The following is a 26162-nucleotide window of genomic DNA, read 5'->3' on the forward strand; positions in this document are numbered from 1 at the left end:
CGCGGACGTCAGTCCGTGCGGACCACGTGCAGCTTCGTCCGCCGCTCCAGCCGGAAGCCGGGGCGGTCCTGGAAGTACTCGTCGACCGCGTCGCGGCACCCGCTGTAGTGGAAGTAGTCGTCGAGGACGATCCGTCCGCCCACGACCAGGTGGGGGACGATCCGCTCCAAGCAGGTCATCGTCGACTCGTACCAGTCGCCGTCGAGGTGGGCGAAGGCGACCGGCTCGTCGATCTTCAGGGTGTCCTGGAACAGGCCCTGCACCAGCTCGACGTGGTGCTGCGCCGGATCGATTCCGTGCCTGGTGAACGAGGCGCTCACCTCGTCGTAGAGGTTGTCGCGATAGCCGTAGTAGGTGTCCCCGCCGATCCCCTTCGACGTGCCGCTGACGATCTTCCGGTAGCGCTGATGCACGTCCTCGCCGTCACGCTCGGACGGCTCCGGGATCATCCCGAAGACGTCGTAGACCCGCATCGGCCGCTTCGGGTCCTTCGCCGCCGCCATCACGATCGCGGAGCCACCGAGCGCCGTGCCGGTCTCGATGATCAGGCCGGGCCGGTCGTGGAGGTCGGCGTCCAGCACCTGGCGGGCGAGCACCTGCAGGTTCTCGGGCTTGAGGTAGGTCAGGTGCTCGGCGCGGACGCCGTCGAGGACGGTGCGGACCTCGGCAGGGAGCGCGAGGTCGACGAGCGGGTCGCGTACGGACTCCCGGGTGCGTACGGTCTCGGTCCTCAGCCGTTCCACCTCGGCCTGGAGTTCGGCGGTGGTCGGAGCGGTCTTCGTCTCGGCCGCGGGCAGCCTCGACGCGGGCGGCGTCCCCGCGGCGGGCTTGCGCGCGACCACGACGTAGTTCTTCGGCATCCCGCGCTCGAAGCGGCGACCGGAGACCTCCAGGCGCGCGTAGAGGCGGCTGAGGTGGACCGCGACCTTCCGGTTGAGGAGCACGATCGGGGCGATGTAGGCGAGCTTCCAGCGCAGGCCGCGACCGCGGAGCTCGCCGACGTTCGTGGGGAGGTTGCGGGCCATCATCTGGTAGTTGTAGGCGACCGTGCCGAAGTAGCCCTCGAGCCAGTTCATCCTGGCGATCTCGAAGCCGGCCTCCTCGAACATCTTCCGCAGCGAGAACTGGGTGTAGCGGAAGAAGTCGTAGGGCTTCTGGTGCTCGGCGAAGAAGAGGGGCGCCGATAGGAAGATCCGGCCGCCCGGCTTGAGCACGCGGTAGAGCTCGGCGATGGCCCTCTCCGGATCGGGCACGTGCTCGAGGACCTGGTTGCAGATCACCCGGTCGAAGTACCCGTCATCGACCGGGATGTCGGTGATGTCGCAGACGTAGTCCAGGGGCGCGTACGACGAGTCCAGCTGCGCGAAGTCGGCGGCCTCGTAGCGGGCGTGCTTGAACAGCCTCCGGTAGGGCGAGCGGCCCGCACCGGCGTCGAGGACACGCATGCCACGCTTGGTGCCCCTGGCGAAGCGCGCCATCTCCTGGCGCAGACGCACACGGGATGGATTGACGTGCCGGGGCCGCATGGAGCGACATTAGCGCTGCTGGAGCGGAGTCTCCCGTAAACCACGCAGGACGGCGTCACGCACCGGATCGTGCAGGCGGCGCTCGATGAGGTAGTGGAGCGCGACGGCCAGGACGAGGGCGGTCGAGACGGCGGCGGCCAGGACGACGTACTCGTCGTAGCGGCCGTGGAACGTGTCGATCACCCAGAACGCGAACTGCGCGTGGATCAGGTAGAGCGGATAGGTCAGCGCCCCGAGGGTCGTCAGGAAGCGCGCCTCCACCCGGCCCAGCGGGCCGGCCGAGACCAGCCAGACGAGCGCCGCGAACCCCACGATCGCCCAGCCGGTGACCACCGGCGAGACGGTGGCGCCGACGAGCTCCGTGGCCCGGTCGGCGTACTCCGTCGCCTGGCGGATGCCCAGGATCACGTTGTAGGCCACCGCGAGCCAGGCGATGAACGAGTTGCCGAACCGGTAGATCAGGAACAGCGCCATGCCCATCGCGAAGAACGGGGCGTACTCGGCGAAGAGCAGGGAGTTGAGCATGCCGGAGTCGGTCGCGCGGGCGACCTGGGCGAGCAGCGGCCACAGGAAGACGACCGCGATGACGCGCTGCTTGGTGATCCCGACGAGCAGGAAGACCCCGATCAGCAGGTAGAACTTGAGCTCGATCCAGAGCGTCCAGAACGCACCCTGGGCACTGAGTACGTTCCAGGCGTCCTGGGTCATCGTCATGTTGATGAGGCCGCCCACGAACCCCTGGTCGCGGCCGCCCTTCCAGTAGGCCTGGAGGATCAGCGTGATGATCACCGCGACCCAGTAGGCCGGGAAGAGCCGGGCGACGCGGGAGGAGACGAACCGGGGCAGGTCACGTCCCCATGCGGTCATCAGGATCACGAAGCCGCTGATGATGAAGAAGAGCTCCACGCCGAGGTAGCCGTAGCGGGTGACGTGGTTGAGGGTCGGGAAGACCTCACGGGGGTCGATGCCCCAGTAGGGCGTCGCGATCCCGGTCAGGTGATAGCCCACGACGACGGCTGCCGCGATGAACCGGAGCGCGTCGAGCGCGCCGAGCCGGGAGCGGCGTACGGGCTTCTTGGGCTCGGGGGCGGGTTCAGAGGCGGGGGCCGTGTCCGCCTGGACCGTGGGAGCGCTGGTCATCGGGTCAGTTCCCCGCCGCAGCGTCCAGGGCCTCCTGGATCGGGTCGATGCGGCGCAGGTCGATGACATGGCCGGTGCTCGACGCGATCAGGGTGTCCAGCGACGCCCGGGCGACCGCCTTCGACTCGAGCAGCGTGTGGGACGGCTCCTGGCCGAACGCCTTGGTGCGCATCGGCGTGCCCGTGCGCTCGGGGTTGATCGCGTTGACGCGTACGCCCTGGTCTGCCCACTCGTCGGCGAGGGCCTGGGTCAGGTTGACGGTGGCCGCCTTCGCCGAGGAGTAGAGCGCGTAGCCGCGGCGGCCGCGGGTGTAGGAGCTCGAGGTGAAGAAGAGGAGCGAGCCCTTCGCCCGGGCGAGGTAGGGGAAGAACTCCTGGGCGATCAGGACCGGCGCGATGTAGTTGATCTCGGTCGCGCTGTAGATCGTCTCCTCGGAGACCGTGGCGAGCTCGCCGCGCGGCAGCACGCCGGCGGTGTTGACCACGAAGTCGATCGAGCCGAAGCGTTTGCCGGCGTCGGCCGCGGCGGCGACGATGTCGGCCCGCTTGGAGACGTCGGTGCTGGTGGCCGAGCGGCTGTAGGAGGCGACGTTGGCGCCGTAGGACTCGGCCAGCTCCGCGATGTCGGCGCCGATGCCGTAGCTGCCGCCGAAGACGACCATGTTCTTGCCCTCGAGCGCGGCCCGGTAGTCGGCCTCGGCCTTCTGCGGGAACTGCTGGTGCGCGGTGAGCTGGAAGAGCTTGTCGGCGATGTAGACGTCGATCGGCTCGGTGACCTTCATGTTCTGCTCGTGGCCGTCGACCACCCAGATCTTGGTGTCGGGGAGGTACTTCAGTACGACGCTGCAGTCGTCGGTCGCCTTGAAGTGGGGGTCCTGGTCGGCGATCTCGTAGGCGCGCTTCAGGGTCGAGGCGAGGAAGGCCTGCGGGGTCTGGCCGCGGCGCAGCCGGGAGCGGTCCGGGATCTGCGAGATGGTGTTGTCGTCGTTGAGCTCGATGATCGTGTCCGCGGACGGGATCGCCACGTCGACGGCCTGGTAGGTCACCAGCGCCTTGAAGCAGTCGGTGATCACGTCCTCGCTGAGCAGCGGGCGTACGGCGTCGTGGAGGAGGACGTTGCAGTCCTCGCCCTCGGGGAGGGCGGCCAGGGCGCGCTTGGTCGTCTCGTTGCGGGTGTCGGCGCCCTCGAGGATCTTGGTGACCTTCGGGTAGCGGCCGTCGCGGGTCATCGCGTGCACGGCGTCGAGGTGGCCGGGGGCCATCAGGATGATGATCTCGTCGATCTGCGGGTGGCGGTCGAGCACGCCGAGGGTGTGCTCCATGATCGGCATTCCGGCGATCTTGATGAGCTGCTTCGGGATGTCGAGACCCACGCGGGAGCCCACACCGCCGGCAAGCAGCACGGCAACGTTACGGAGCACTGAACACAAACCCTTAGGTAGATGGCGAGGAGGGGTGGATTGTTCCACGCCGCGCACCGGGGACTCCAATGCTGGGGGCGAGGTGATACCCAGCCGTTGGTTCAGCGTGTTGCCCGTGACCGCGGCCATGCTGGTGTGATGGCAGTCACGTGATCTTGATGTTTCGGATGGATGACGGGCGGCGTACGGTTGTTTCGGCTCTGCTGAAGCGGAGCCCGAAGCAATACGGCTCGGTCACGGTGGCCGAGCAGGCAGGCACAACGTCTGGTACCCATCCCGGCTCCGCTCACAAGGGGGAGTGGTCGGAGGGACTGGAACGAAAGGTCTACAACCATGAACCCACTCAGGGTGGGCGTCGTCGGCGCTGGTCGCGTCGGGGCCGCCCTTGCCGCAGCACTGCGCTCCGCGGGCCACGAGATCGTGGCGGTCGCGGGCGAGTCGGACGCCTCTCGCGGACGCATCGCGGACCTTCTTCCCGGCGTTCCTGTCGCCAAGCCCACGGCTGTGGCCAGAGCGTGCGACCTCCTTCTTCTCACCGTCCCCGACGACATGCTCGGCAACGTCGTCACGACGATGACGGACGCCGGCGCCATCCGGCCCGGGATGTACCTCGCCCACACCTCCGGCCGCCACGGCCTGGCGATCCTCGAGCCGGCCGCCGCGATCGGCGCCCACGTGATGGCCGTCCACCCGGCGATGACCTTCTCCGGCACCTCGGTCGACCTCGCCCGGCTCTCCGGCTGCGTCTTCGGCCTGACCGCTGCCACGCCCGCCGACCGGGGCTTCGCCGAGGGGCTGGTCCACGACCTCGGCGGCACGCCGATGTGGGTGCCCGAGGAGATGCGGACGCTCTACCACGCCGGGCTCGCCCACGGCGCGAACCACCTGGTCACCCTGGTCACCGAGGCGATGGAGATCCTCGCCGCCGCCGGTGCCACCGACCCCGCGGGCACCCTGCGGCCGCTGCTGACCGCCGCCCTCGACAACGCCCTGGACCACGGCGACGCGGCGCTGACCGGCCCGATCGTCCGCGGCGACGTAGGCACGGTGGCGGCCCACCTCGACGACATCCGCACCAACGCGCCGCAGACCCTGGCGTCGTACGTCTCCATGGCGCGGGCCACGCTCGACCGGGCCGTCTCGGACGGGCGGCTCCTGCCGATCCGGGCGCTCAAGATCAAGAACCTGCTCGACGACGCCGACCGTGCCGCCGTGCAGCCGCTGCCGCGTCCGATCCACACCTGGAACCAGTGATGAGCGAAGTCGCATCCACCCGCGAGGAGCTCGCGAAGCTCCTCGACCCTGCCCGTCGTGAGGGCACTCTCGTGGGTTTCGTGCCAACCATGGGTGCCCTCCACGAGGGCCACGCGTCGCTGATGCGGGTCGCCCGGGAGCGGGTCGGCGGCGGTCCCGTCGTGGTCTCGATCTTCGTCAACCCGCTGCAGTTCGGCGCCGGGGAGGACCTCGATCGCTACCCGCGCACGTTCGAGGCGGACCTGGAGGTCTGCGAGCGCGAGGGTGTCGACGTCGTCTTCGCGCCGTCGGTGGACGAGGTCTATCCCGGCGGGCTGCCGCAGGTGACCGTCGCTCCCGGCGAGCTCGCCGACGTGCTCGAGGGCACGACCCGGCCGGGCCACTTCGGTGGCGTGCTCACCGTCGTCGCGAAGCTGTTCGGGCTGGTCAAGCCCGACGTCGCCGTCTTCGGCGAGAAGGACTACCAGCAGCTCGCGCTGATCCGCCGGATGTCGGCCGACCTGTGCCTCGGTGTCGACGTCGTCGGCGCACCGACGCAGCGGGAGCCCGACGGCCTGGCCCTCTCCTCGCGCAACCGCTACCTCTCGGCCGAGCAGCGGGAGGAGGCGACGACGCTGTCGCGGGCGCTCTACGCCGCACAGCGTGCGGCCCCCCACGGTATCGACGCCGCGCTCCAAGCGGCTCGAGCCGAGCTGCGCCGGGCGAAGGGGGTCGACCTGGACTACCTCGTGGTCACCGATCCCGCGCTCGCGGCACTGCCCACCGACCCGGAGCCGGCCACCGAAGCCCGGATCCTCATCGCCGCCCGGGTCGGCACCACCCGACTCATCGACAACATGAGCCTCACGATCGGAGCATCCCGATGACTCGTCTGCGCACCATGATGACCGGCAAGATCCACCGCGCCACGGTCACCCAGGCAGACCTCCACTACGTCGGTTCGGTCACCGTCGACGCCGATCTCCTCGACGCCGCGGACATCCTCCCCGGCGAGCTGGTCTCCATCGTCGACATCACCAACGGTGCCCGGCTGGAGACCTACACGATCGCGGGCGAGCGCGGGTCGGGGGTCCTGGGGATCAACGGCGCCGCCGCCCACCTCGTCCACCCCGGCGACCTGGTCATCCTCATCGCGTACGCGCAGATGAGCACCGAGGAGGCTCGCGCCTTCGAGCCGCACGTCGTGCATGTCGACGAGGCCAACCACATCGTCGCGCTCGGCTCCGACCGGAGCGAGCCGGTTCCAGGGACCGACCAGATGCGTGGACCGCTCGTTCTCACGCAGTAGCGTGCCAGCATGAACATCGAGCTCCTGTCCGCCCGCGATCCGGGCTGGACCGAGTGGGCGGACGTGATCGTGGTGGGCTCGGGCATCGCCGGGCTGACCGCGGCACTACGGCTGAAGGACCAGGTCGAGCGGGTCGCCGTCGTCACCAAGGACGTGCTCCAGGCCGGCTCGACGCAGTGGGCCCAGGGCGGCATCGCAGCGGCCCTCGGCGAGGGCGACACCCCCGCTCAGCACGAGGTCGACACCCTCGTGGCAGGTGCCGGGGCGTGCGACCTGGAGGCCGTACGTGTCCTGGTCGGTGAGGGCGCCGAGGCGGTCCGTGAGCTGATCGCGTGGGGCGCCGAGTTCGACAAGGACCCGGCCGGCAACCTCTCGCTCACCCGCGAGGGCGGCCACCGCCGCGACCGGATCGCGCACGCCGACGGCGATGCGACCGGCGCCGAGATCCAGCGCGCGCTGATGGAGGCCGTCCGCCGCGCTCCCGAGATCCTGGTCTTCGAGCACGCGATGGTCGTCGACCTGCTGACGGCCGCCGACGGCGGCGTGGCGGGCCTGACCATCCACGTGATGGGCGAGGGCGATGTCGATGGCGTCGGGATCGTGCGTACCCGGGCCGTCGTCCTGGCCTCCGGCGGTCTCGGCCAGGTCTTCTCGCAGACCACCAACCCCGCGGTCGCCACCGCGGACGGGATGGCGATCGCGCTGCGCGCCGGCGCGACCCTGCGCGACCTGGAGTTCGTCCAGTTCCACCCCACGGTGATGTACCTGGGTGAGGACTCCCGTGGTCAGCAGCCGCTGATCTCCGAGGCCGTACGCGGCGAGGGCGCCTTCCTGGTGGACTGGGACGGGGCTCGGCTCATGGAGGGCGTGCACGAGCTCGGCGACCTCGCGCCGCGAGACATCGTCTCCAAGGCGATCATGAAGCGGATGCTCGAGACCGGCCACCCCAACATGTGGCTCGACGCCCGCCACCTCGGCCGCGAGTTCTGGGAGAAGCGGTTCCCCAACATCCTCGCCTCCTGCGAGCAGCACGGCGTCGACCCGTCGATCGACCTGATCCCGGTCGCCCCGGCGTGCCACTACGCCTCGGGCGGCGTACGCACCGACCTGTGGGGCCGCAGCGACGTGCCCGGGCTCTACGCCACCGGCGAGGTCGCCTGCAGCGGCGTGCACGGCGCCAACCGGCTCGCCTCCAACTCGCTGCTCGAGGGGCTGGTCTTCTCGCGCCGGATCGCCGAGGTGCTGCCCGGTGAGCTGCGGCAGCTGGAGGATCCCGCCCCCGGTCCCGGCATCGGCCGCGCGCTCGTTCCCGGCGCCGCGCTCAAGCAGCTGCAGGAGACGATGACGACCAAGGTCGGAGTCCTCCGCAACGCGACCGGTCTCGCCGAGGCGGTCGGCGAGCTCGAGCAGCTCGGCGGCACGCCGGCGACCGAGATCGACCCGGCCGCCTGGGAGACGACCAACCTGCTGACCGTATCGCTCGCGCTCGCCAGGTCCGCGCTGCTGCGCGAGGAGACCCGCGGGTCCCACTGGCGCGAGGACTTCGCCGAGCGTGACGACGCCGGGTTCGCCGGCCACTTCGACGTACGGCTCCGGGACGGCGAGACTGTTGCCTCGTTCACGCCGACGCCGGCGACCGACCCCTCAACCCTGGCAGGAGCCTGATGACCATCCGACGCGTGCCCTTCGACGAGATCCCGCAGCAGCTGCGTGACGAGCTGACCAAGGCCGGCCTGGACGCCGGCGAGGTCTACGACGCCGTCGAGCTCGCTCTCGACGAGGACCTGCCCACGTCCGCTCCCGGTGACATGCCCAGCGAGGACGTCACCTCCGTGGCCACCATCGCCCCCGACTCGACCGGGATCGGTGTCTTCGCCGCTCGTGAGGACGGCGTCGTGGCCGGCCTCGGCGTGGCCGAGCTCGTCTTCGCGTACGTCATGGGTGACTCGGTCACGGTCACCGACCGCGTCAAGGACGGCTCCAAGGTGAAGCCCGGGGACGTCATCATGCGGATCGCCGGACCGACGCGCGGGCTGCTGACCGCGGAGCGTACGGCGCTCAACTACGCCTCCCACCTCTCCGGCGTCGCCACCGGTGTCGCGGCCTGGACCGAGGCCCTCGAGGGCACCGGCGCCCAGGTCCTCGACACCCGCAAGACGCTGCCGGGCTTCCGCGCGCTGGAGAAGTACGCGGTGCGTTGTGGCGGCGGCGCCAACCACCGGATGTCGCTCTCCGACATGGCACTGGTCAAGGACAACCACATCGTCGCCGCAGGCGGCGCGGTGCAGGCGTACGAGGCCGTGAAGTTCGCCTACCCGGACGTGCCGATCGAGGTCGAGGTGACCACGCTCGAGGAGCTCTCGGCGCTGCTCGAGGCGGGCTGCGGCCGGATCATGCTCGACAACATGTCGACCGCGACGATGAAGGAGGCCGTCGAGATCACCGCCGGCCGTGCGGTGCTCGAGGCCTCCGGCGGGCTGACCCTGGACCGGGCCCGCGAGGTCGCCGAGACCGGTGTCGACTATCTCTCCGTCGGTGCGCTGACCCACTCGGTGAAGGTCTTCGACATCGGCTTCGACCTGTCCGAGGGCTGAGGCGTCCCGCCATGTCCCTGCTCGCTGTCAACATCGGCAACAGCCACACGGTTCTCGGGCTGATCGCCGACGGCGTCGTGTCCGCGGACTGGCGGGTCTCCACGCTCGAGCACCGCACCGCCGACGAGTGGTGGGCGCTGCTGCGGGGGACCATGGGCGACTCGCTGGTCGCGGGTGTCTCCGGGGTCGTGGTCTGTGCGACCGTGCCCTCGGTCCTGCACGAGTGGCGCGAGATGATCGCCCGCCACCTGGGCTCGGTCGAGAGCGTCGTGGTCGAGCCAGGCGTACGTTCCGGCATCCCGATCCTCATGGACAACCCGCGCGAGGTCGGCACCGACCGGATCGCCAACGCGGTCGCCGCCGTGGCCCTCCACGGCGGCCCCGCGATCGTGGTCGACTTCCGAGGCACGGCGACGACCTTCGACGTGGTCAACGCGGCGGGACAGTACGTCGGTGGCGCGATCCTGCCGGGGATCGAGCTGTCGCTGGAGGCGCTGGGGCGGCGTGGTGCGCAGCTGCGCAAGGTCGAGCTCGCTCGTCCGCGGTCGGTGATCGCCAAGAACACGGTCGAGGCGCTGCAGTCCGGAATGGTCTTCGGAGTCGCCGCTCAGGTCGAGGGTCTGGTCGCTCGGATCATCGCCGAGCTGGGGGTGGACGGCGACGGGACGACGGTGATTGCGACCGGCTATCTGGCGGAGTTCGTTCTCGATGAGAGTAAATGCTTCTCGGCGTATTCTCCGTGGCTGACTCTGCAAGGGCTGGAACTCATATTCCAGCGAAATGCCGTTCGTTAGTCTTTTCAGTATGGCGACCTGTTGATTCATCCGGATCGTATGTAATGCTATGGGCATCTCGCTTAACGGCGATGGCTATATTCGGCCCGTTTCCGGGTGAAGAGCAGTGAAGGTAGGAACATGGCAAAGAAGGTTCAGATCATCCTCGAGGATGACATCGACGGCTCGGAAGCTGCAGAAACGGTGTCTTTTGCCCTGGACGGCACCTCCTACGAGATTGATCTCAGCGATGCCAATGCGGCAAAGCTTCGTGATTCTCTCGCGCTGTTCGTCGGCCACGCCCAGAAGGTGAGTGGCCGTCGCGGCAGCGCCAAGAAGGCGCCCGCCGCAGGTGGCTCGACCCCGAAGGTGATGCGCGAGTGGGGGAAGGCCAACGGTTACACCGTTCCCGACCGTGGTCGCATTCCGGCTGAGGTCCGAGCGGCTTTCGAAGCGGCTCACTGACAAACGGGTCTCACCGCACCGAACGTCCGGCTGTCGCGCCCTCCGGGGCGCGGCAGCCGCCTTTGTGTGCGGTCGGCCGTGACCCGGCGTCTGTCCGGCGTACGGAACGCGTGTTCGCTCTCAGCGCACGGATCGCGTTGTGTTGTCGGGAACGCGTAGGCTGTCTGCGGGGTTGAATCTTGGTGACGCCCCAGAATTCTTAGGAGAGATGCGTACATGTTCGAGCGGTTCACTGACCGAGCCCGCCGGGTGGTCGTGCTGGCCCAGGAAGAGGCCCGCATGCTCTCCCATAACTACATCGGGACCGAGCACATCCTGCTCGGCCTGATCCACGAGGGCGAAGGCGTCGCTGCCAAGGCCCTCGAGTCCCTCGACATCTCGCTCGAGGCGGTCCGCAACCAGGTCGAGGAGATCATCGGCCAGGGTCAGCAGGCGCCGTCCGGGCACATCCCGTTCACGCCGCGCGCCAAGAAGGTGCTCGAGCTCTCGCTGCGCGAGGCGCTGCAGCTCGGCCACTCCTACATCGGCACCGAGCACATCCTGCTCGGCCTGATCCGTGAGGGCGAGGGCGTTGCCGCCCAGGTCCTGCAGAAGCTCGGCGCCGACCTCAACCGGGTCCGCCAGCAGGTCATCCAGCTGCTCTCGGGCTTCCAGGGCAAGGAGGGCCAGGCCGGCACCTCCGGCGCCACCGCGTCGACCGGCACGACCTCGACCGAGGCGCCGTCCTCGAGCCTCGTGCTCGACCAGTTCGGCCGCAACCTGACCCAGGACGCCCGTGAGGGCAAGCTCGACCCGATCATCGGTCGCGAGGGCCAGATCGAGCGCGTGATGCAGGTGCTGTCGCGGCGTACGAAGAACAACCCGGTCCTCATCGGCGAGCCCGGCGTCGGCAAGACGTCGATCGTCGAGGGCCTGGCCCAGGACATCGTCAAGGGCAACGTTCCCGAGACGCTCAAGGACAAGCAGATCTACACGCTCGACCTGGGCGCGCTCGTCGCCGGTTCGCGTTACCGCGGTGACTTCGAGGAGCGCCTCAAGAAGGTGCTCAAGGAGATCAAGACCCGCGGCGACATCGTGCTGTTCATCGACGAGATCCACACGCTCGTCGGTGCCGGTGCGGCCGAGGGCGCGATCGACGCTGCCTCGATCCTCAAGCCGATGCTGGCTCGTGGTGAGCTGCAGACCATCGGTGCGACCACGCTGGACGAATACCGGAAGTACCTGGAGAAGGACGCCGCTCTCGAGCGCCGCTTCCAGCCGATCCAGGTGCCGGAGCCGACGATCGCGGTGGCGATCGAGATGCTCAAGGGCATCCGCGACCGCTACGAGGCCCACCACCGGGTGACGATCACCGACGAGGCGCTGGTCGCCGCGGTCACCATGGCCGACCGCTACATCTCCGACCGGTTCCTGCCGGACAAGGCGATCGACCTGATCGACGAGGCCGGCTCCCGGCTCCGGATCCGTCGGATGACGGCCCCCGCCGACCTGCGGGAGTACGACGACAAGATCGCCGACGTGCGCCAGCGCAAGGAGGCCGCGATCGACGGCCAGGACTTCGAGGCCGCAGCGCGTCTCCGCGACGAGGAGAAGCAGCTCATCGCGAAGAAGGCCGAGCGTGAGAAGGCCTGGCGTGCCGGTGACATGGACGAGGTCGCGGAGGTCGACGAGGAGCTCATCGCCGAGGTGCTCGCCGTGGCGACCGGTATCCCGATCGTGCAGGTCAACGAGGAGGAGTCCGCGCGACTGCTGCGCATGGAGGACGAGCTCCACAAGCGCGTCATCGGCCAGGACGAGGCGGTCAAGGCCCTGTCCCGCGCCATCCGACGCACGCGTGCCGGCCTGAAGGACCCGAAGCGCCCCGGCGGTTCGTTCATCTTCGCCGGTCCGTCCGGTGTCGGTAAGACGTGGCTGTCCAAGACGCTCGCCGAGTTCCTCTTCGGCGACGAGGACGCGCTGATCCAGCTCGACATGTCGGAGTTCGGCGAGAAGCACACGGTCTCGCGGCTCTTCGGTTCGCCTCCGGGCTACGTCGGCTACGAGGAGGGTGGCCAGCTCACCGAGAAGGTGCGCCGCAAGCCGTTCTCCGTGGTCCTCTTCGACGAGGTCGAGAAGGCTCACCCGGACATCTTCAACTCGCTGCTGCAGATCCTGGAGGAAGGTCGTCTGACCGACTCCCAGGGCCGCGTGGTCGACTTCAAGAACACCGTCATCATCATGACCACCAACCTCGGCACGAGGGACATCGCGAAGTCGGTCAACCTGGGCTTCTCCCAGGCCAGCGACGCCGCGGGCTCCTACGACCGGATGAAGGCGAAGGTCTCCGACGAGCTCAAGCAGCACTTCCGGCCCGAGTTCCTCAACCGTGTCGACGAGGTCATCGTGTTCCCGCCGCTGTCGCAGGAGCAGATCATCTCGATGGTCGACAACATGATCGCGGCCGTCGAGGTCCGCCTCAAGGACCGCGACATGGGCATCGAGCTCACCACGGCCGCGAAGAAGGTGCTCGCCGAGCGCGGCTTCGACCCGGTTCTCGGTGCTCGCCCGCTGCGCCGCACGGTTCAGCGCGAGCTCGAGGACGTGCTCGCCGAGAAGATGCTCTACGGCGACATCGGCCCGGGCGAGATCGTGCTGGTCGACGTCGAGGGTGAGGGCCCTGCCGCCCAGTTCACCTTCACCGGTCAGAAGCGCTCCGTCGTTCCGGACGTACCTCCGCTGGAGGGTGCGACCGTGTCCGATATCGAGCTCCCCGACCAGGACGAGCCGACCAACATCGAGAAGCCGAAGTCGGATTCCGAGTAGTTCGACCCCAAGCAACGCCCCGGCCACCGCGGCCGGGGCGTTTGCTTTCCCGAATCGGTGGAATTGGTGGCCGAGTCGTTAGTTGTGGCGGACGAAAGTAGAGTTTCGTCCGCCATTTCTGCGGTTTCGGCGGTTGGTTAGGGGAGGGCGAAGAAGTCTGGTTCCACCTCGGTGGCCAGGTTGTCTTTCAGGAGGCCTTCCAGGGCACGTTGCCGTTGGGTCTCGTCGGACCAGACGACGTCGAGACGGCTCCGATGGACGGGGGAGTCGGCGTCACGGAGAACGGCCAGCAGTCGGCCGCGGCACTGGCGGTCGGTGCCGGCCCAGGTCTGGACCTTACGAGGCGGACCGTCGTACGCCGGGTGGCCGGCGGCGCGCCACGCGCACTGGTCCGCGACCGGGCAGCGGGTGCAGGCCGGGTTGGCCGCGGTACAGACGAGGGCGCCGAGCTCCATCACGGCGACCGACCAGGTGGCCGCGGTCGGATCGTCCTGAGGGAGTACGTCGGCGGCGAGCGCACGCTCGGCCTTGTTGACCGACTGGGCGGGGAACTCGACACCGCTCAGCGTCCGGGCGAAGACGCGGCGTACGTTCGTGTCGAGGACCACGTGGCGCCTGCCGAAGGCGAAGGTCGCGATCGCCGCAGCGGTGTAGTCGCCGACGCCCGGGAGCGCGATCAGCTCGTCGTACTCCGCGGGCACCTCGCCGCCGTGGTGCTCGACGATCGCGGTGGCGGCCGCGTGCAGCCGCAGCGCCCGGCGGGGGTAGCCGAGGCGGCCCCAGGCACGTACGGCCTCGCCGGTCGGCTCCGCGGCGAGGTCGGCCGGGGTCGGCCAGCGCTCCATCCAGACCTCGTGGATCGAGAGCACGCGGGAGACCGGGGTCTGCTGGAGCATGAACTCGCTGACCATCACCGACCATGGTGACGCGGTCGCGGAGCGCCACGGGAGGTCACGGGCGTTGGCGTCGTACCAGTGCAGAACGGCGTCGTGGAGAGCGGTCACACCCAGATTGTGCCGTGCGACAGGTATTGCCACGGAGTGGCACCCCGAAACCCGGGCACGGGATCATTACGGTGTCGCCTATGGCGCGTGCGAGAAGGACGGGAGGGCGGCTGCCGGCCGCCGTCTACTGGCGCCGGCGGCTGGCGGTGCTCGGCATCGTCCTGCTCCTGATCGTCGGGATCTCGCGGTTCTTCTTCAGCGGTTCCGACGCCTCGGACGACGCCGCGACCCCCGTGGCCGACGAGCCCACCGCGACCGTGACGGTCACCCCGACGCCCACGACGAAGCCGTCGAAGGAGGCGGGCAACGCGGGCGGCAACAAGCCCGAGAAGCCGAAGAGCAGCGCCCCGCCGGAGCCGACCGGCGAGTGCTCGCCCTCCGACATCGTCGTCGAGCCGGCCATCGCCGACGGCTACTCCTACGACAACGTCACCATCCCGCTGCAGCTGCGCACGGTGAAGGCCTCTGCCTGCACCTGGAAGCTGTCCGCCGACGCGCTCCAGGTGCGGATCTCGCAGAAGGGCGGCGATCTGGTCTGGTCGACGGTCGACTGCGCCAAGGCGGTGCCGACCAAGGAGATCGTCGTACGCCGCGATGTCGTCACCACCCTCCCCCTCACCTGGACCGGCCGCCGTGTCGTCGCCGGCGAGTGCACCGGCCACGGCCCGTGGGTCAAGCCGAACTTCTTCGTGATCGTCGCCTCGGCCCTCGGTGGCGAACCGTCATCGGCCACCTTCGGCCTCTACAAGCCGGGCACCGCCCTGTCGCGTACGGAACCCGACTCCCCGGTCAGCCGATAGTCGAGCCGTCACCCGCGTCGCCCGAGACGTCAGTTACGTCGGCCGAGACGTCGCCCGTGTCGGTCGAGGCGTCACTGGCTGCCAACTCGGCCGACGTAAGTGACGCTTCGGCCGACCTGGCTGACGCTTGGGCCGACCGGGGTGACGCCTCGGCCTGTCAGACGTAGCGTTCGAGGATGGTGGACTCGGCGAGGCGGGAGAGGCCTTCGCGTACGGAGCGGGCGCGGAGCTCGCCGACGCCTTCGACGGCCTGCAGGTCGTCGACGCTGGCGGAGAGGAGCTTCTGGAGGGTGCCGAAGTGGTCGACGAGGCGGTCGACGACGGCGGGTGGGAGGCGGGGGACCTTCGCGAGGAGGCGGTAGCCGCGCGGGGCGACGGCGCCGTCCAGCGCGTCCGAGGTGGTCAGGCCAAGGACCCGGGCGGTGGCGGCGGGGTCGACGAGCTCGGCGGAGTTGAGCGCCTCGAGCTCGGCGAGCAGCTCCTCGGGGGAACGCGCACGCCGGCCGCGGGGGAGGTAGTCGCGGATGACCATCTCGCGCTCGGCGTCGACGCCGGTGATGAGCTCCTCCAGCTGGAGGGAAAGCAGCCGGCCGTCGGTGCCGAGCTCGAGCACGTAGTCCTCGATCTCGCGAGCGATGCGGGTGACCATCTCCAGGCGCTGGGCGACGACGGCGACGTCGCGTACGGTCACCAGGTCCTCGATCTCGAGCGCCGACAGGGTGGAGGCCACCTCGTCGAGGCGCAGCTTGTAGCGCTCAAGGGTCGCCAGCGCCTGGTTGGCGCGGGAGAGGATCTGGCCGGAGTCCTCCAGGACGTGGCGGGTCTCCCCGACGTACGCAGCGATGATCTGCATCGACTGGGACACCGAGATCACCGGGCGACCGGTCTGCTTCGCGACCCGGTCGGCGGTGCGGTGCCGGGTGCCGGTCTCGGTCGAGGGGATGGTGTGGTCGGGCATCAGGTGGACCGCGGCCTGGACGATCCGGCTCAGCGAGTCGTCGACGATGATCGCCCCGTCCATCTTGGCGAGCTCACGCAGGCCGGTGGAGGTGAACGGTACGTCGAGGGTGAAGCCACCGGTCGCGATGCCGTCGACCATCTTGTCGTGGCCGAGCACGATCAGCGCGCCGGTGCGGCCGCGAAGGATGCGCTCGAGCCCGTCACGCAGCGGTGTTCCGGGCGCGATCAGCGCGAGCGTCTCGCGCAGTCGGATGGAGTCCGCGGTGCGGTCGGCGGGCACGAGAATCCTTTCGGAGTGGGATGAGGTGATTCTAACCGTGGATCCAACCGTAATGCCGAGAACGTTCGGCCACGAGTCACCAAGCCGATCACACCAAGCGGAGGAATTCCAGCGCGGCACTGATGCTGTGGACCTCAAAGACACGCATCCCGTCGACATCGCGCTCTTTGGGGCGGTTCGGCACGGGCGCCCCCGGTTCGGCCGGGACGACGGCGACGGTGAACCCGAGTCGAGCCGCTTCGGAGAGCCGCTGGTCGAGATCACGCACCCGGCGCAGCTCGCCGGCGAGGCCGATCTCTCCGAGCGCGACCACGCCACGCGGCGTCGGCGTGCCGGTGTGGCTCGAGGCGACCGCGAGCGCCATCGCCAGGTCGGCGGCCGGGTCGCTGATCCGGGCCCCGCCGACGGTCGAGGCGAACACGTCACGACCGGAGAGACCGACCCTCGCGTGGCGCTGCAGCACGGCGAGGATCATCGCGAGCCGAGAACCGTCCAACCCCGAGGTCGTACGCTTCGCCCGCTCCTCCGCGCCCAGCACGGTCAGCGCCTGGATCTCGGCGAGCAGCGGCCGGCGACCCTCCATGGTCACGGTGACGCAGGTGCCGGGGACGGAGACATGATGGGTCTCCACGAAGAGCCCCGACGGGTCGGTGACCGCCACGATGCCGTCCGAGGACAGGTCGAAGCAGCCCACCTCGTCGACCGGGCCGAAGCGGTTCTTCATCGCCCGCACCATCCGGAACCGTGAGTCGCGCGCGCCCTCGAAGTGGAGGACCACGTCGACCAGGTGCTCCAGCACCCGCGGCCCGGCGATCGCCCCGTCCTTGGTCACGTGCCCGACGACGACCGTGGTGATGTTGCGGGTCTTGGCGACCCGGATCAACGCCGCCGCCACCTCGCGCACCTGGGTCACCCCGCCCGGGACGCCCTCGACCCCGGAGGCGCCGATGGTCTGCACGGAGTCGACCACGATCAGGTCGGGCCGGGTCTCCTCGATGTGGGTCAGCACGGCGCCGAGGTCGGTCTCCGCGGCGAGATAGAGCTCGTCCTGGATCGCGTTGGTCCGGTCGGCCCGCAGACGCACCTGCGAGGCGGACTCCTCACCGGTCACATAGAGCGCGCGGCGCCCGTAGCGGGCGGTCTGCGCCGCCACCTCGAGCAGCAGCGTCGACTTCCCGACGCCCGGCTCCCCGGCGAGCAGGATCGCGGCCCCCGGCACCAGGCCGCCGCCGAGGACCCGGTCGAGCTCCGGCACCCCCGACGTACGCCGCTCCGACTCGGTCACCGACACCGTCCCGATCGGCACCGCCGCGGTGGAGACGGGGGCCGCCTGCGTACGTCCGATCGGGGCTGCCGCCTCGGCGACCGAGCCCCACGCGTGGCACTCGCCGCAGCGACCGACCCACTTCGCGGTCTCCCAGCCACACTCGGAGCAGCGGTAGGTGGCGCGTTTGGACGAGCGAGCGGTAGCCATGGCCAGCAACCTAGACCACGGCACCGACATCCGAGCCTGCGTTCCCGCGAGGAACGAGCGGGGACGCAACGGGAGGAGGTCGAGCGAGGGCAGCGGGTGAGCTTGCGAACCCGCGAAGCGGGTCGAGACCTGGCCGATGACGGGGAGCGAGATGAGCCCGAAAGCATCCCAACAGGTCAGCCTTCGTTACCATGGCTTGGAACGATCCAGAGTTCCACATCGGCATCAAGGGAGGCAGAGCGTGGCGGTGCCGCGTTCCGGCGGTCATATCTCGGCCGCTCCGCCGACCCTGGCGGACGTCGCGGAGCTGGCCGGCGTGTCCCGCCAGACGGTCTCCAACGCGGTCAACAACCCTGATCTGCTGCGTGCCGACACCCTGGCCAGGGTGCAGGAAGCGATCGACCAGCTGGGCTATCAGCCCAACCGGGCCGCCCGGAGCCTGCGGACGAGAGCCAGTCATCTGATCGGACTCAGAATGCCCGCCCTCCAGGAGGGCACCGCCAACGCGATGATGGACCGGTTCGTGCACACCTTCGTCGAGGCCGCCGCCGAGACCGGCTACCACGTGCTCCTCTTCTACGGCGACCCCGCCGATCCGCTCGACGGCTACGACGAGCTGCTCAGGTCGACCGCGGTCGACGCGTTCGTCGTGACCGACACCCACCTCGGCGGCCAGCAGACGACCTGGCTGCAGTCGCGCCGCGCGCGGTTCGTCTCCTTCGGGCGCCCCTGGACCCAGCCCGACGCCAAGCATCCCTGGGTCGACGTCGACCTCGCCTACGGTGCCGAGATCGCCACCGAGCACCTGATCGAGCGCGGTCACTCCAAGATCGCCTGGATCGGTTGGCACAAGGACTCGCTCCTGGGTGAGGAGCGACGCAGCGGCTGGATCCACGCCATGCACACCAACGGTCTCTCGACCACCGGTCTGGCCTCGCGCACCGAGGACTCGATCAGCTCGGGCAAGGCTGCCGCCGACGCGCTCCTCGACGAGACCGAGCCCACCGCGCTCGTCTGTGCCTCCGACACGCTCGCGATGGGCGTGCTCCACGCACTCTTCGAGCGCCGCCTCCGCCTCGGCGAGGACATCGCCGTCGTCGGCTTCGACGACTCCCAGGTGGCGCAGACGGTGCCGCCGGGCATCACCTCCGTACGTCCCCCGCTCGAGGAGGCCGCCCGCGAGCTGGTCAAGGCGCTCGAGGAGCTCCTCGCCACCCCGTCCTACGCCGCGCCCGGGGTGATGCTGAAACCCGCCCTCACCGTCCGAGGGTCTTCATAGTTCACCGGTTCCGCGCGACGATGGGGTCATGGCAACTGAGCAGATCGTCGTCATCGGTGCTGGTCTCGCGGCAGTCAGCGCCATCGAAGCCCTTCGTGACGAGGGGTACGCCGGCCGCCTGACCCTGGTGGGGAAGGAGCCCGAGCTTCCCTACGAGCGACCGCAGCTCTCCAAGGACTTCCTCTCCGGCGCCAAGGAGTTCAAGCTCTCCCACGACGAGGCTTGGTACGCCGAGAAGGACGTCACCGTCCTGACCGGCACCACCGCGACCGCCCTCGACCTGGACCACGGGAAGGTCGTGCTCGACACCGGCGACGAGCTGCCGTTCGGCCAGGTGCTCCTGACCACCGGCGCCGAGCCGAAGACCCCGCCGATCCCCGGTGTCGAGAACGCGACCACCCTCCGCACCGTCGAGGACGCCCGCCGTCTCAAGGACGCGATCGAGCCCGGCACCAGGGTCGTCACCGTCGGCGGCGGCTGGATCGGCCTCGAGGTCGCGGCGTCGGTGACCGCGCTCGGCGGAAGGGCGGTGGTGCTCGAGGCGGCCGCACAGCCGCTGCTCAACGTCCTCGGCCCGGTGCTCGCCGAGCATGTCGCCGACCTCCACACCCGCCACGGCGTCGAGATCCACACCGGGACGACCGTCGAGTCGATCGAGCCGGGAGTCGTACGCACCAGCGCCGGCGAGATCCCCGCCGACATCGTGCTCGTCGCCGTCGGTGCGGCACCGGCCACCGACCTGGCGAAGGCGGCCGGCCTCGAGGTCGGCGACGGCATCGTGGTCGACGAGGGGCTGCGTACGTCTGATCCTCGGGTCTTCGCGGCAGGCGACGCCGCGCTCGCGAAGCACACGGTCCTCGGCCCGCTTCGGGTCGAGCACTGGGACAACGCGATCCGGCAGGGCCGGCTGGCGGCCAGGTCGATGCTGGGCAAGGGCGGCGCCTACGACTGGCAGCCCTACTTCTTCACCGACCAGTTCGAGTTCTCGATGGAGTACGTCGGCCGCTCCGCGCCCGAGGACGAGGTGCTGCTCCGCGGCAACGCCGACGGTGACGAGTTCATCGCCTACTGGCGGCGTGGTGCGACCATCACCGCCGCGATGAACGTCGGGATCTGGGACGTCAACGACAAGCTTCGCGAGCTGGTCGGGACCGATGCCGATCCCGACCAGCTCACCGAGTCACCCTGAGAGGGTCAGAAGCACTGCGAGGCGCTGTGGTAGACGCTCGACTGGATGCCGAGGTGGATGTGGTCGCTGTGGTCGGGGTAGCCCGGCCCGAGCACCTGCGGGAACGACTGGCGTGAGGCACGCGCGATGCCGCACATGGTCGTCGCGCTGCTGCCGGGAACCAGATCCATGGCCCGTCCGTAGAGGTGGTTGCTGTTGGAGGCGCCGCCGACGGCGTCGTTGCACGCCTTCGAGCGGTAGGCCGAGGTGACCCGCAGAGGGTTGTCGCCGAGCCGGTGCCGGATCGCCTCGGCACGCCACATCGCCTGCATCAGGTTGGCCTTGACCTGCGCGACCGTCACGCCGGAGATCGGTGTGGGCCAGCCGCCGTAGCAGACGTCGTCGACCTCGCTCCAGTCGAAGTGGATCGGGGTGCAGTCATCGTCCTGGAGGGCGTAGATCTTGTTGAATGTGTTCGTGCCCGCGACTCCGTCGGCGGAGAGCCCGTAGGCGGCCTGGAAGTTTCGGACCGCGGTCGTCGTCGCCGGGCCGTAGGACCCGTCGATCGAGAAGACCGTGCCCGAGGCCGCCCAGCCGGCGACGCGGATCTGCAGCTGGGTGACCGCGTTGCCCGAGGACCCCTGCTGCAGGGTGCCGCTCCAGGTGTAGCAGGCATCGGCGTGAGCCGGCGCGGCCGTGACGCTGACCGCGGCGAGGGAGGCCGCGACCGTGAGAAGGAGGGTGCCGATGACCGTGCCGAGCCGACGCCCGAGACGTGGGATGTGGTGCATGGTGAAACTCCTTTCCTTGGGGGGAGTCTCAATGGTCACGCTTTTTCCACAGCCGTGTGCGGTGATTCAGAAACGCTTCCACCAGAGGTTCACCGCGTAGTCGACATACGTCCCCCGGTGTTCCTCCAGGATCGCGGCCGCCGTGGCGGGGTCGAACTCGATGCGTACGACCGCCTCCAGGTCCGCGCGCGAGCCGAAGGACCAGTCCATGTCGACGGGGACGCGTGTCCAGCCGTGCATCGACCAGAACCGTTCCTGCTCCTCCGGCGGCGGAACCTTCGGGTAGCCGCGGCGGAACCACGCGCCGAAGCTCGACCGGGAGCCGTCGTTGTCGATCACCGTCGCCACGCCGCCGCGGCGCATCACCCGGTCGAGCTCGCCGAGCCCCGGCTCGGAGCCGGGACCGAAGAAATAGGCCCAGCGGGCATGCATCACATCGACGGATGCCGGCGGGAGCGGCAGCTGCTGCGCGACGCCGTTGTGGACGGTGACGTTCGGAAGTCGCTTCGTACGCCGCCGGGCCAGCGTCACGAGATCCGGATGGGGCTCGATGCCGGTGACGGTGCGGGCGGTCTCGGCGAACCTCGGCAGGTAGAACCCGGTCCCGCAGCCCAGGTCGAGGACGTCGCGCCCGGCCCACGGCGCGGCGTCGGCCATGGCTGCCCAGAGCCGGCCGTGCGGGTCGAGCGCACGGTTCTCGATCTCGTACGTCGCAGTGTGGTTCCAGATGTTGGGGCTCGGGATCGCTCCCGTCGCCCCCGGCAGGTCGAGCCGGGTCAGATCCGGACCTCGCCGCGCGGGGTGACGAACTTGGCGGCCAGCAGGCCGGGGGTGCCGTGCTCGGCGACCCAGTCGATGTGGACGTTCTCGGCGGGCTTGCCGGTCCACGGGTCGACGCGCTCGCGCAGCTCGTCACCGAGGTAGTCCTTGACCCGCTCGGGGTCGCCGGAGATCTCCAGGTCGGTGAGGGTGATGTCGGAACCGGCGTTGCCGGGGTGGAGCTCGGGGGTCTCCCACTTGATGAAGTAGGGCAGCTGCGGGTCGGCGATCAGGCCGTTGATGCCGATCTGCTGCCAGTGGAGCTCGCGGCCGTCGGGGAGGTGACGGTTGCCGGGAACCGCCTTGCGGCCGAGCCGCTCCTCGATCGGGGTCATGTCGTCGACGCCGATCACGAAGCCGATCCAGCCGCCGCCTAGGGCGGAGCGGGCCTTGACGGCCTGCCCGAACGGGGCCTTGTCGCTGGCGGGGTGCTCGAGTGCCTCGACGACCTCGAGGTAGAGACCACCACGCATCGGAAGGATGTAGTTGCGGGTGCCGAAGCGAGGGTGGACGCCGCCGTCGACGAACTCCTGGCCGAGCAGCTCACCGAGCTGCTTGGCGGTCTGTGCCAAGCCATCGGGTCCTGCAGCGTACGAAACATGGTCCAGGCGCATGTAACGATTCTGAACTCTCGCTGAGAGAGAGACCAATCCAGGGTCACTATCTCTTGATGTCGAGATACACCCCGGGGTTCAGCGCCGCTCAGCGTGGGCTGGCGGGATGGAGGGCGAGCGCGGACCTCGACCGGACGTGCGCCTCGCAGTGACGGACGAGCTCGGCGTACGCAGCCTTGCCCATCAGCTCGGTCAGCTCGGCCGCGTTGGTGAGGTAGACGGGCTCGACGGCGACGTGGGCCTCGGTGTTGCCGGAGCAGTACCAGTCCAGGTCGTGGCCGCCCGGACCCCAGCCGCGCCGGTCGTACTCGGTGATCGTCACCTCGGTGTAGGTCGTCCCGTCGGTCAGCTCGACGTCACGGAACGTACGCCGGATCGGCAGCTGCCAGCACACGTCCGGCTTCGTCTCGAAGTGCTCGCGGCCTTCCTTCGCCGCCAGGATGTGGAGCGCGCAGCCCGATCCGCCGGCGAAGTCCGGCCGGTTGGCCAGGACGCAGGACTCCTGGCCGCGAAACTCCGTTACCCGGGTCTTCCGCTCACCGTCGTCGTCGAGCTCGACCCAGTCGTCGGTCTTCACCTTGCGGCCGGGGTGCTGCTCCCAGATCTCCGGCGTCAGCTCGGCGACGAACCCCGCCGTCCGGGCCTCGTCCTCCTCGTCGGCGAAGTGCGCCCCCAGCGTGCAGCACCCCACGTCCGGCGAGCTCTTGAACATCCCCGGGCATCCGTTGCCGAAGATGCAGGAGTACGCCGACGTCAACCAGGTCAGGTCGCAGCGCATCCGCTCGTCGGGGTCGTCGGGGTTGACGAACTCCACCCACGCGCGCGGGAAATCCAGGGGTACCTCAGGCACCTCGCAAGCCTACGTGGTGAGTCGATGACCGGTGGTTCACCGAGCGCTCCACGGACGCAGCTTCTCGGGGTTGCGCGGTCTGCATGTCTACAACCGATCCGACGAAACGGCGACCCGATCTGTGAGACCGGCCTGACACTTCGGTCGCCTGCGTCGTCGGAGGGCAACATCCACCACGGAGAACAAGGAGTCCAACATGATCAGAGTCGGCACCGAGGTGGGGCGGTCATGAGCGTGCACGAGGAGGCCGCGATCCGCGGCCAGATCGAGAGGGTCATCGACGGCCTGCGTGCCAAGGACCTCGACACCCTGCGGGAGCCGTACGCACCCGACGTCATCTCCTTCGACGTCGAGCCGCCGCTCCAGCACGTCGGGATCGAGGCGAAGCTCGCGAACTGGGCGAGGGTCTTCGAGGTCTTCGAGACCGTGGACTACGAGCTGCGGGACCTGACGCTCACCGTCGGTGACGAGGTGGCGTACGGGTACGCCTTCGGCCGGCTCAGCGGGACGATGAGGAACGGGGTCGTGACGACCGGGATGTGGGTCCGGGTCACCTACGGGCTGCGAAAGATCGACGGCACCTGGGTGATCGCCCACGACCAGGTGTCGGTGCCGTTCGACATCCTCAGCGGCAAGGGGCTGGTCGACCTCGAACCGTGACGGAGACGACTCGGCGGCGATTCCGGAGGGGCGGGGCGGGCGGCGTATTCTTGTAGGGACGGAGCGACCGCTCCGTATCCATTGTGTGTATCACCTCGCGCTGGCCCCGCCGGCGGACCAAGGCGGCACAGAGCCGCGGTTCGCAGCGGGAGGTCACAGAGATGTCGGAGCAGGGCGAGCAGAGTCTGGTGCGCGCCGTCGGGGGGACGTACTTCCCGCTCGCGCTGGTCGCGCGGCTGCCGTACGCGATGGTGGTCGTCGGGGTGCTGACGCTGGTCGTCGCGGGCCGCGACTCGCTGGCGCTCGGCGGTCTGAACTCGGCGATGGTCGGGATCGGTGCCGCGGTGTGCGGTCCGATCCTCGGTGCCGGCGTCGACCGGTTCGGCCAGCGCAGCGTGCTGCTGGTGATCAGCGTCGCCAGCACCGCGGCGCTGGGCGCGATGGCCTGGGTCGTCTACAGCCCGCTGCCCGACGTGGCCGTGCTCGCGGTGGCGTTCCTGGTCGGTGCGACCGCCCCGCAGATCGCGCCGCTGTCGCGTTCGCGGCTGGTGGCGATCATCTCCGCATGCGTCGTCCCGGGGCGCCGGGTGCGGGTGCTCAACTCGACGATGGCCTACGAGTCGGCGGCCGACGAGATCGTCTTCATCGTCGGACCCGTCGTCGCCGGTGTCCTCGCCGTCGCCATCGACCCGTGGGCGCCGGTCGTCGCCGCCGCGATGCTCACCCTGGTCTTCGTCTCCGCCTTCGCCCTCCACCCGAGCGCCGCGACCGCGCAGGCCTCCTCCAGCCGTACGCCGGTCGCCGGCTCCGTGCGTGAGCTCGCCCGTCCGCGCGTGGTCGTGATCGTGGTCGGGATCCTCGGCGTCGGGCTCTTCTTCGGCTCGATGCTCACCTCGCTGACCGCGTTCATGGCCGACCACGGCCGTCCCGAGGAGGCCGGCCTGGTCTACGCCGCGATGGGCATCGGATCGGCCGCGCTGGCGCTGGGCGTCGCCCTCTTCCCGGTGGGCTTCACCTCGGCCGCACGCTGGCTGGTCTTCGGCGGCATGATGTTCGTGGGTGCCCTCGCGCTGCCGGGCGTCTCCTCGGTGACCGGGATGGTGCTCGCCCTCCTCGTCATCGGTCTCGGCATCGGGCCGACCCTGGTCACGCAGTACGGCCTCGGCGCCCGCCGCAGCCCGGTCGGCCGGTCTGCCACCGTGATGACCCTGCTCGGCTCAGCGGTCATCCTCGGCCAGTCCCTCGCCTCCGCGGTCACCGGCGGCGTCGCCGAACGCTGGGGCACCGACGCGGCGCTCCTCCTGCCCGCCGTCGCCGCTCTGGTGGTCGTGCTCGCCGGGGCCGTCAACGCCCGGATCGGTGAGCGGCCTGTGCCCGCTGCGGCTCCCAGCCCCGAGCGCGCGGTGGCTACCGCCGACCGCTGAACGGGGTGACCTTTTCGTAAAACGCACGGTATGGTTCGTTTTATGAAAACGTCGAGTCCGACTCTTCTGCCGCTGCTGCGTTCGCGGCTGCAGGGAGAAGTGCTGGCGTGGGTGTTGCTACACCCCGACGAGCAGCCGAGCCTGTCCGAGATTGCAGCGGCGGTCGGTACGACGGTGCCGACCGTCAAGCGCGAAGTCGATCGTCTCGAGGAAGCGGGCCTGGTCCAGAGCACGGCACGTGGGCGCAATCGGGCCGTCGCCCCTACCACGGACCATCCGCTGTACCGCCCGCTGGCTGAAGTCATGGCGCTGACCTTCGGGCCCGTCGGCCTTCTCCGAGAGGCACTCGAACAGGTGTCGGGGATCGATGAGGCCTTCATCCACGGCTCGTGGGCGGCTCGCTATGCCCAACAGCCAGGCGCCGTGCCTGGTGACATCGACCTGCTGGTGATCGGCACCCCCGACCGCGACGAGCTGTTCGAGGCGATCGAGCCTGTCGAGCGCACGCTGCGCCGCGAGGTGAACTACCGTGTGGTGACGCCGGAGGCGTGGACGGCTGACGGGGGCTCCTTCAAGGCGACGATCCTGGCCCGTCCTCTCGTTCATCTGATGGGAAGCGGCGATGACTGATCAGCCTGAAGCGTTGCCCGGACACTGGCCCCAGGGCGACGCAGAGCTCGAGACGATGATCGATCACGGTGATCTCGAGCGGGTCGCCCCGTCGACTGAGCATGCCGATCTGCTGATGAGCCACGCCGACTAGCACCTCGAAGCAGC

General features: G+C 69.4%; 25 protein-coding genes. 15 read left to right on the forward strand and 10 right to left on the reverse strand.

From position 1 onward, the window contains the following. Positions 1 to 8: 8 nt before the first annotated feature. The 3 genes from ABZ796_RS08770 to ABZ796_RS08780 are packed head-to-tail and all read right to left on the reverse strand — an operon-like array spanning position 9 to position 4086. A complete protein-coding gene (locus ABZ796_RS08770) occupies positions 9 to 1496 on the reverse strand; it encodes a class I SAM-dependent methyltransferase (RefSeq protein WP_357336220.1) in 1488 nt (495 codons plus the stop codon). Between the two features lie 39 nt (positions 1497 to 1535). Then, the gene (locus ABZ796_RS08775; protein WP_357336221.1) at positions 1536 to 2666 is read right to left on the reverse strand and encodes an acyltransferase; all 1131 of its coding nucleotides are present in this window, start codon (positions 2664 to 2666) and stop codon (positions 1536 to 1538) included. Between the two features lie 4 nt (positions 2667 to 2670). Further along, complete coding sequence (locus ABZ796_RS08780; RefSeq protein WP_357336222.1) at positions 2671 to 4086, reverse strand: bifunctional cytidylyltransferase/SDR family oxidoreductase; 1416 nt, start codon at positions 4084 to 4086, stop codon at positions 2671 to 2673. Positions 4087 to 4419: 333 nt separating this feature from the next. Here ABZ796_RS08780 and ABZ796_RS08785 point away from each other — a divergent pair, with 333 nt between their 5' ends. The 8 genes from ABZ796_RS08785 (at position 4420) to ABZ796_RS08820 (ending at position 13262) form a co-directional block, all read left to right on the forward strand. Continuing rightward, positions 4420 to 5340: a Rossmann-like and DUF2520 domain-containing protein gene (locus tag ABZ796_RS08785; protein WP_357336223.1), complete on the forward strand. Its 921-nt coding sequence runs from the start codon at positions 4420 to 4422 to the stop codon at positions 5338 to 5340. After that, positions 5340 to 6206 carry a pantoate--beta-alanine ligase gene (panC, locus tag ABZ796_RS08790; RefSeq protein ID WP_357336224.1) on the forward strand — a complete coding sequence of 289 codons (867 nt, stop codon included), beginning with the start codon at positions 5340 to 5342 and terminating at the stop codon, positions 6204 to 6206. Before ABZ796_RS08785 ends, panC begins: the two co-directional genes overlap by 1 nt. After that, entirely contained in the window at positions 6203 to 6628 is a 426-nt protein-coding gene (panD, locus tag ABZ796_RS08795; RefSeq protein ID WP_357336226.1) for an aspartate 1-decarboxylase, read from the forward strand. The genes panC and panD overlap by 4 nt, the downstream gene beginning before the upstream one ends. 9 nt (positions 6629 to 6637) lie before the next feature. Continuing rightward, a complete protein-coding gene (locus ABZ796_RS08800; protein WP_357336228.1) occupies positions 6638 to 8293 on the forward strand; it encodes an L-aspartate oxidase in 1656 nt (551 codons plus the stop codon). Continuing rightward, positions 8293 to 9222: a carboxylating nicotinate-nucleotide diphosphorylase gene (gene nadC / locus ABZ796_RS08805; RefSeq protein ID WP_357336230.1), complete on the forward strand. Its 930-nt coding sequence runs from the start codon at positions 8293 to 8295 to the stop codon at positions 9220 to 9222. The genes ABZ796_RS08800 and nadC overlap by 1 nt, the downstream gene beginning before the upstream one ends. An 11-nt stretch (positions 9223 to 9233) precedes the next feature. Next, the gene (locus tag ABZ796_RS08810) at positions 9234 to 10016 is read left to right on the forward strand and encodes a type III pantothenate kinase (protein ID WP_357336232.1); all 783 of its coding nucleotides are present in this window, start codon (positions 9234 to 9236) and stop codon (positions 10014 to 10016) included. 120 nt (positions 10017 to 10136) lie between these two features. Then, complete coding sequence (locus ABZ796_RS08815) at positions 10137 to 10460, forward strand: Lsr2 family protein (RefSeq protein ID WP_357336234.1); 324 nt, start codon at positions 10137 to 10139, stop codon at positions 10458 to 10460. 216 nt (positions 10461 to 10676) lie between these two features. Further along, on the forward strand, positions 10677 to 13262 hold the full coding sequence (locus ABZ796_RS08820) for an ATP-dependent Clp protease ATP-binding subunit (protein ID WP_357336236.1): 2586 nt from the start codon (positions 10677 to 10679) through the stop codon (positions 13260 to 13262). A 137-nt stretch (positions 13263 to 13399) separates the two neighbouring features. On the opposite strand, the gene ABZ796_RS08825 is transcribed toward ABZ796_RS08820, so the two are convergent. After that, on the reverse strand, positions 13400 to 14266 hold the full coding sequence (locus tag ABZ796_RS08825) for an A/G-specific adenine glycosylase (protein WP_357336238.1): 867 nt from the start codon (positions 14264 to 14266) through the stop codon (positions 13400 to 13402). Positions 14267 to 14346: 80 nt separating this feature from the next. Between ABZ796_RS08825 and ABZ796_RS08830 the strand changes: the two genes are divergently transcribed. Beyond that, on the forward strand, positions 14347 to 15066 hold the full coding sequence (locus ABZ796_RS08830) for a hypothetical protein (protein WP_357336240.1): 720 nt from the start codon (positions 14347 to 14349) through the stop codon (positions 15064 to 15066). Positions 15067 to 15223: 157 nt separating this feature from the next. Here ABZ796_RS08830 and disA read toward each other — a convergent pair whose 3' ends face one another. After that, positions 15224 to 16306: a DNA integrity scanning diadenylate cyclase DisA gene (disA, locus tag ABZ796_RS08835; RefSeq protein ID WP_357336241.1), complete on the reverse strand. Its 1083-nt coding sequence runs from the start codon at positions 16304 to 16306 to the stop codon at positions 15224 to 15226. A gap of 88 nt (positions 16307 to 16394) precedes the next feature. Further along, complete coding sequence (gene radA, locus ABZ796_RS08840) at positions 16395 to 17780, reverse strand: DNA repair protein RadA (RefSeq protein ID WP_357336243.1); 1386 nt, start codon at positions 17778 to 17780, stop codon at positions 16395 to 16397. 241 nt (positions 17781 to 18021) lie between these two features. On the opposite strand from radA, the gene ABZ796_RS08845 reads away from it, so the two are divergent. Both ABZ796_RS08845 and ABZ796_RS08850 read left to right on the forward strand, forming a co-directional pair. Beyond that, entirely contained in the window at positions 18022 to 19059 is a 1038-nt protein-coding gene (locus ABZ796_RS08845) for a LacI family DNA-binding transcriptional regulator (protein ID WP_357336244.1), read from the forward strand. A gap of 28 nt (positions 19060 to 19087) precedes the next feature. After that, positions 19088 to 20248 carry an FAD-dependent oxidoreductase gene (locus ABZ796_RS08850; protein WP_357336246.1) on the forward strand — a complete coding sequence of 387 codons (1161 nt, stop codon included), beginning with the start codon at positions 19088 to 19090 and terminating at the stop codon, positions 20246 to 20248. 5 nt (positions 20249 to 20253) lie between these two features. Here ABZ796_RS08850 and ABZ796_RS08855 read toward each other — a convergent pair whose 3' ends face one another. The 4 genes from ABZ796_RS08855 to ABZ796_RS08870 all read right to left on the reverse strand — a co-directional run bounded on the left by ABZ796_RS08855 (position 20254) and on the right by ABZ796_RS08870 (position 23301). Further along, positions 20254 to 21018, reverse strand: coding sequence for a M15 family metallopeptidase (locus tag ABZ796_RS08855; RefSeq protein WP_357336248.1), 765 nt, complete (start codon positions 21016 to 21018; stop codon positions 20254 to 20256). A gap of 66 nt (positions 21019 to 21084) precedes the next feature. Then, entirely contained in the window at positions 21085 to 21675 is a 591-nt protein-coding gene (locus ABZ796_RS08860; protein WP_357336250.1) for a class I SAM-dependent methyltransferase, read from the reverse strand. Between the two features lie 119 nt (positions 21676 to 21794). Then, positions 21795 to 22451 carry a VOC family protein gene (locus ABZ796_RS08865; protein ID WP_357336251.1) on the reverse strand — a complete coding sequence of 219 codons (657 nt, stop codon included), beginning with the start codon at positions 22449 to 22451 and terminating at the stop codon, positions 21795 to 21797. A gap of 88 nt (positions 22452 to 22539) precedes the next feature. After that, entirely contained in the window at positions 22540 to 23301 is a 762-nt protein-coding gene (locus ABZ796_RS08870) for a hypothetical protein (RefSeq protein WP_357336252.1), read from the reverse strand. 228 nt (positions 23302 to 23529) lie between these two features. Between ABZ796_RS08870 and ABZ796_RS08875 the strand changes: the two genes are divergently transcribed. The 4 genes from ABZ796_RS08875 (at position 23530) to ABZ796_RS08890 (ending at position 26148) form a co-directional block, all read left to right on the forward strand. Continuing rightward, complete coding sequence (locus tag ABZ796_RS08875; RefSeq protein WP_357336254.1) at positions 23530 to 23961, forward strand: nuclear transport factor 2 family protein; 432 nt, start codon at positions 23530 to 23532, stop codon at positions 23959 to 23961. Positions 23962 to 24122: 161 nt separating this feature from the next. Continuing rightward, on the forward strand, positions 24123 to 25385 hold the full coding sequence (locus ABZ796_RS08880) for an MFS transporter (RefSeq protein WP_357336256.1): 1263 nt from the start codon (positions 24123 to 24125) through the stop codon (positions 25383 to 25385). 42 nt (positions 25386 to 25427) lie between these two features. Next, positions 25428 to 26015: a MarR family transcriptional regulator gene (locus tag ABZ796_RS08885; RefSeq protein ID WP_357336257.1), complete on the forward strand. Its 588-nt coding sequence runs from the start codon at positions 25428 to 25430 to the stop codon at positions 26013 to 26015. Further along, positions 26008 to 26148: a hypothetical protein gene (locus ABZ796_RS08890; RefSeq protein ID WP_357336259.1), complete on the forward strand. Its 141-nt coding sequence runs from the start codon at positions 26008 to 26010 to the stop codon at positions 26146 to 26148. Before ABZ796_RS08885 ends, ABZ796_RS08890 begins: the two co-directional genes overlap by 8 nt. Positions 26149 to 26162: the final 14 nt, after the last annotated feature.

Origin of the sequence: Nocardioides sp. NPDC047086, from assembly GCF_040643685.1 — a bacterium.
Classification (GTDB): domain Bacteria; phylum Actinomycetota; class Actinomycetes; order Propionibacteriales; family Nocardioidaceae; genus Nocardioides.

What these genes read in the sequence shown, in the direction of transcription:
- ABZ796_RS08785 (WP_357336223.1), top strand. Translation starts at nt 4,420, where the DNA reads ATGAACCCACTCAGGGTGGGCGTCGTCGGCGCTGGTCGCGTCGGGGCC.
- panD (WP_357336226.1), top strand. Translation starts at nt 6,203, where the DNA reads ATGACTCGTCTGCGCACCATGATGACCGGCAAGATCCACCGCGCCACG.
- ABZ796_RS08800 (WP_357336228.1), top strand. Translation starts at nt 6,638, where the DNA reads ATGAACATCGAGCTCCTGTCCGCCCGCGATCCGGGCTGGACCGAGTGG.
- ABZ796_RS08815 (WP_357336234.1), top strand. Translation starts at nt 10,137, where the DNA reads ATGGCAAAGAAGGTTCAGATCATCCTCGAGGATGACATCGACGGCTCG.
- ABZ796_RS08880 (WP_357336256.1), top strand. Translation starts at nt 24,123, where the DNA reads ATGTCGGAGCAGGGCGAGCAGAGTCTGGTGCGCGCCGTCGGGGGGACG.
- ABZ796_RS08885 (WP_357336257.1), top strand. Translation starts at nt 25,428, where the DNA reads ATGAAAACGTCGAGTCCGACTCTTCTGCCGCTGCTGCGTTCGCGGCTG.
- ABZ796_RS08830 (WP_357336240.1), top strand. Translation starts at nt 14,347, where the DNA reads ATGGCGCGTGCGAGAAGGACGGGAGGGCGGCTGCCGGCCGCCGTCTAC.
- ABZ796_RS08875 (WP_357336254.1), top strand. Translation starts at nt 23,530, where the DNA reads ATGAGCGTGCACGAGGAGGCCGCGATCCGCGGCCAGATCGAGAGGGTC.
- ABZ796_RS08865 (WP_357336251.1), bottom strand. Translation starts at nt 22,451, where the DNA reads ATGCGCCTGGACCATGTTTCGTACGCTGCAGGACCCGATGGCTTGGCA.
- ABZ796_RS08860 (WP_357336250.1), bottom strand. Translation starts at nt 21,675, where the DNA reads ATGGCCGACGCCGCGCCGTGGGCCGGGCGCGACGTCCTCGACCTGGGC.
- ABZ796_RS08890 (WP_357336259.1), top strand. Translation starts at nt 26,008, where the DNA reads ATGACTGATCAGCCTGAAGCGTTGCCCGGACACTGGCCCCAGGGCGAC.
- ABZ796_RS08820 (WP_357336236.1), top strand. Translation starts at nt 10,677, where the DNA reads ATGTTCGAGCGGTTCACTGACCGAGCCCGCCGGGTGGTCGTGCTGGCC.
- ABZ796_RS08810 (WP_357336232.1), top strand. Translation starts at nt 9,234, where the DNA reads ATGTCCCTGCTCGCTGTCAACATCGGCAACAGCCACACGGTTCTCGGG.
- ABZ796_RS08855 (WP_357336248.1), bottom strand. Translation starts at nt 21,018, where the DNA reads ATGCACCACATCCCACGTCTCGGGCGTCGGCTCGGCACGGTCATCGGC.
- ABZ796_RS08850 (WP_357336246.1), top strand. Translation starts at nt 19,088, where the DNA reads ATGGCAACTGAGCAGATCGTCGTCATCGGTGCTGGTCTCGCGGCAGTC.
- radA (WP_357336243.1), bottom strand. Translation starts at nt 17,780, where the DNA reads ATGGCTACCGCTCGCTCGTCCAAACGCGCCACCTACCGCTGCTCCGAG.
- nadC (WP_357336230.1), top strand. Translation starts at nt 8,293, where the DNA reads ATGACCATCCGACGCGTGCCCTTCGACGAGATCCCGCAGCAGCTGCGT.
- panC (WP_357336224.1), top strand. Translation starts at nt 5,340, where the DNA reads ATGAGCGAAGTCGCATCCACCCGCGAGGAGCTCGCGAAGCTCCTCGAC.
- ABZ796_RS08775 (WP_357336221.1), bottom strand. Translation starts at nt 2,666, where the DNA reads ATGACCAGCGCTCCCACGGTCCAGGCGGACACGGCCCCCGCCTCTGAA.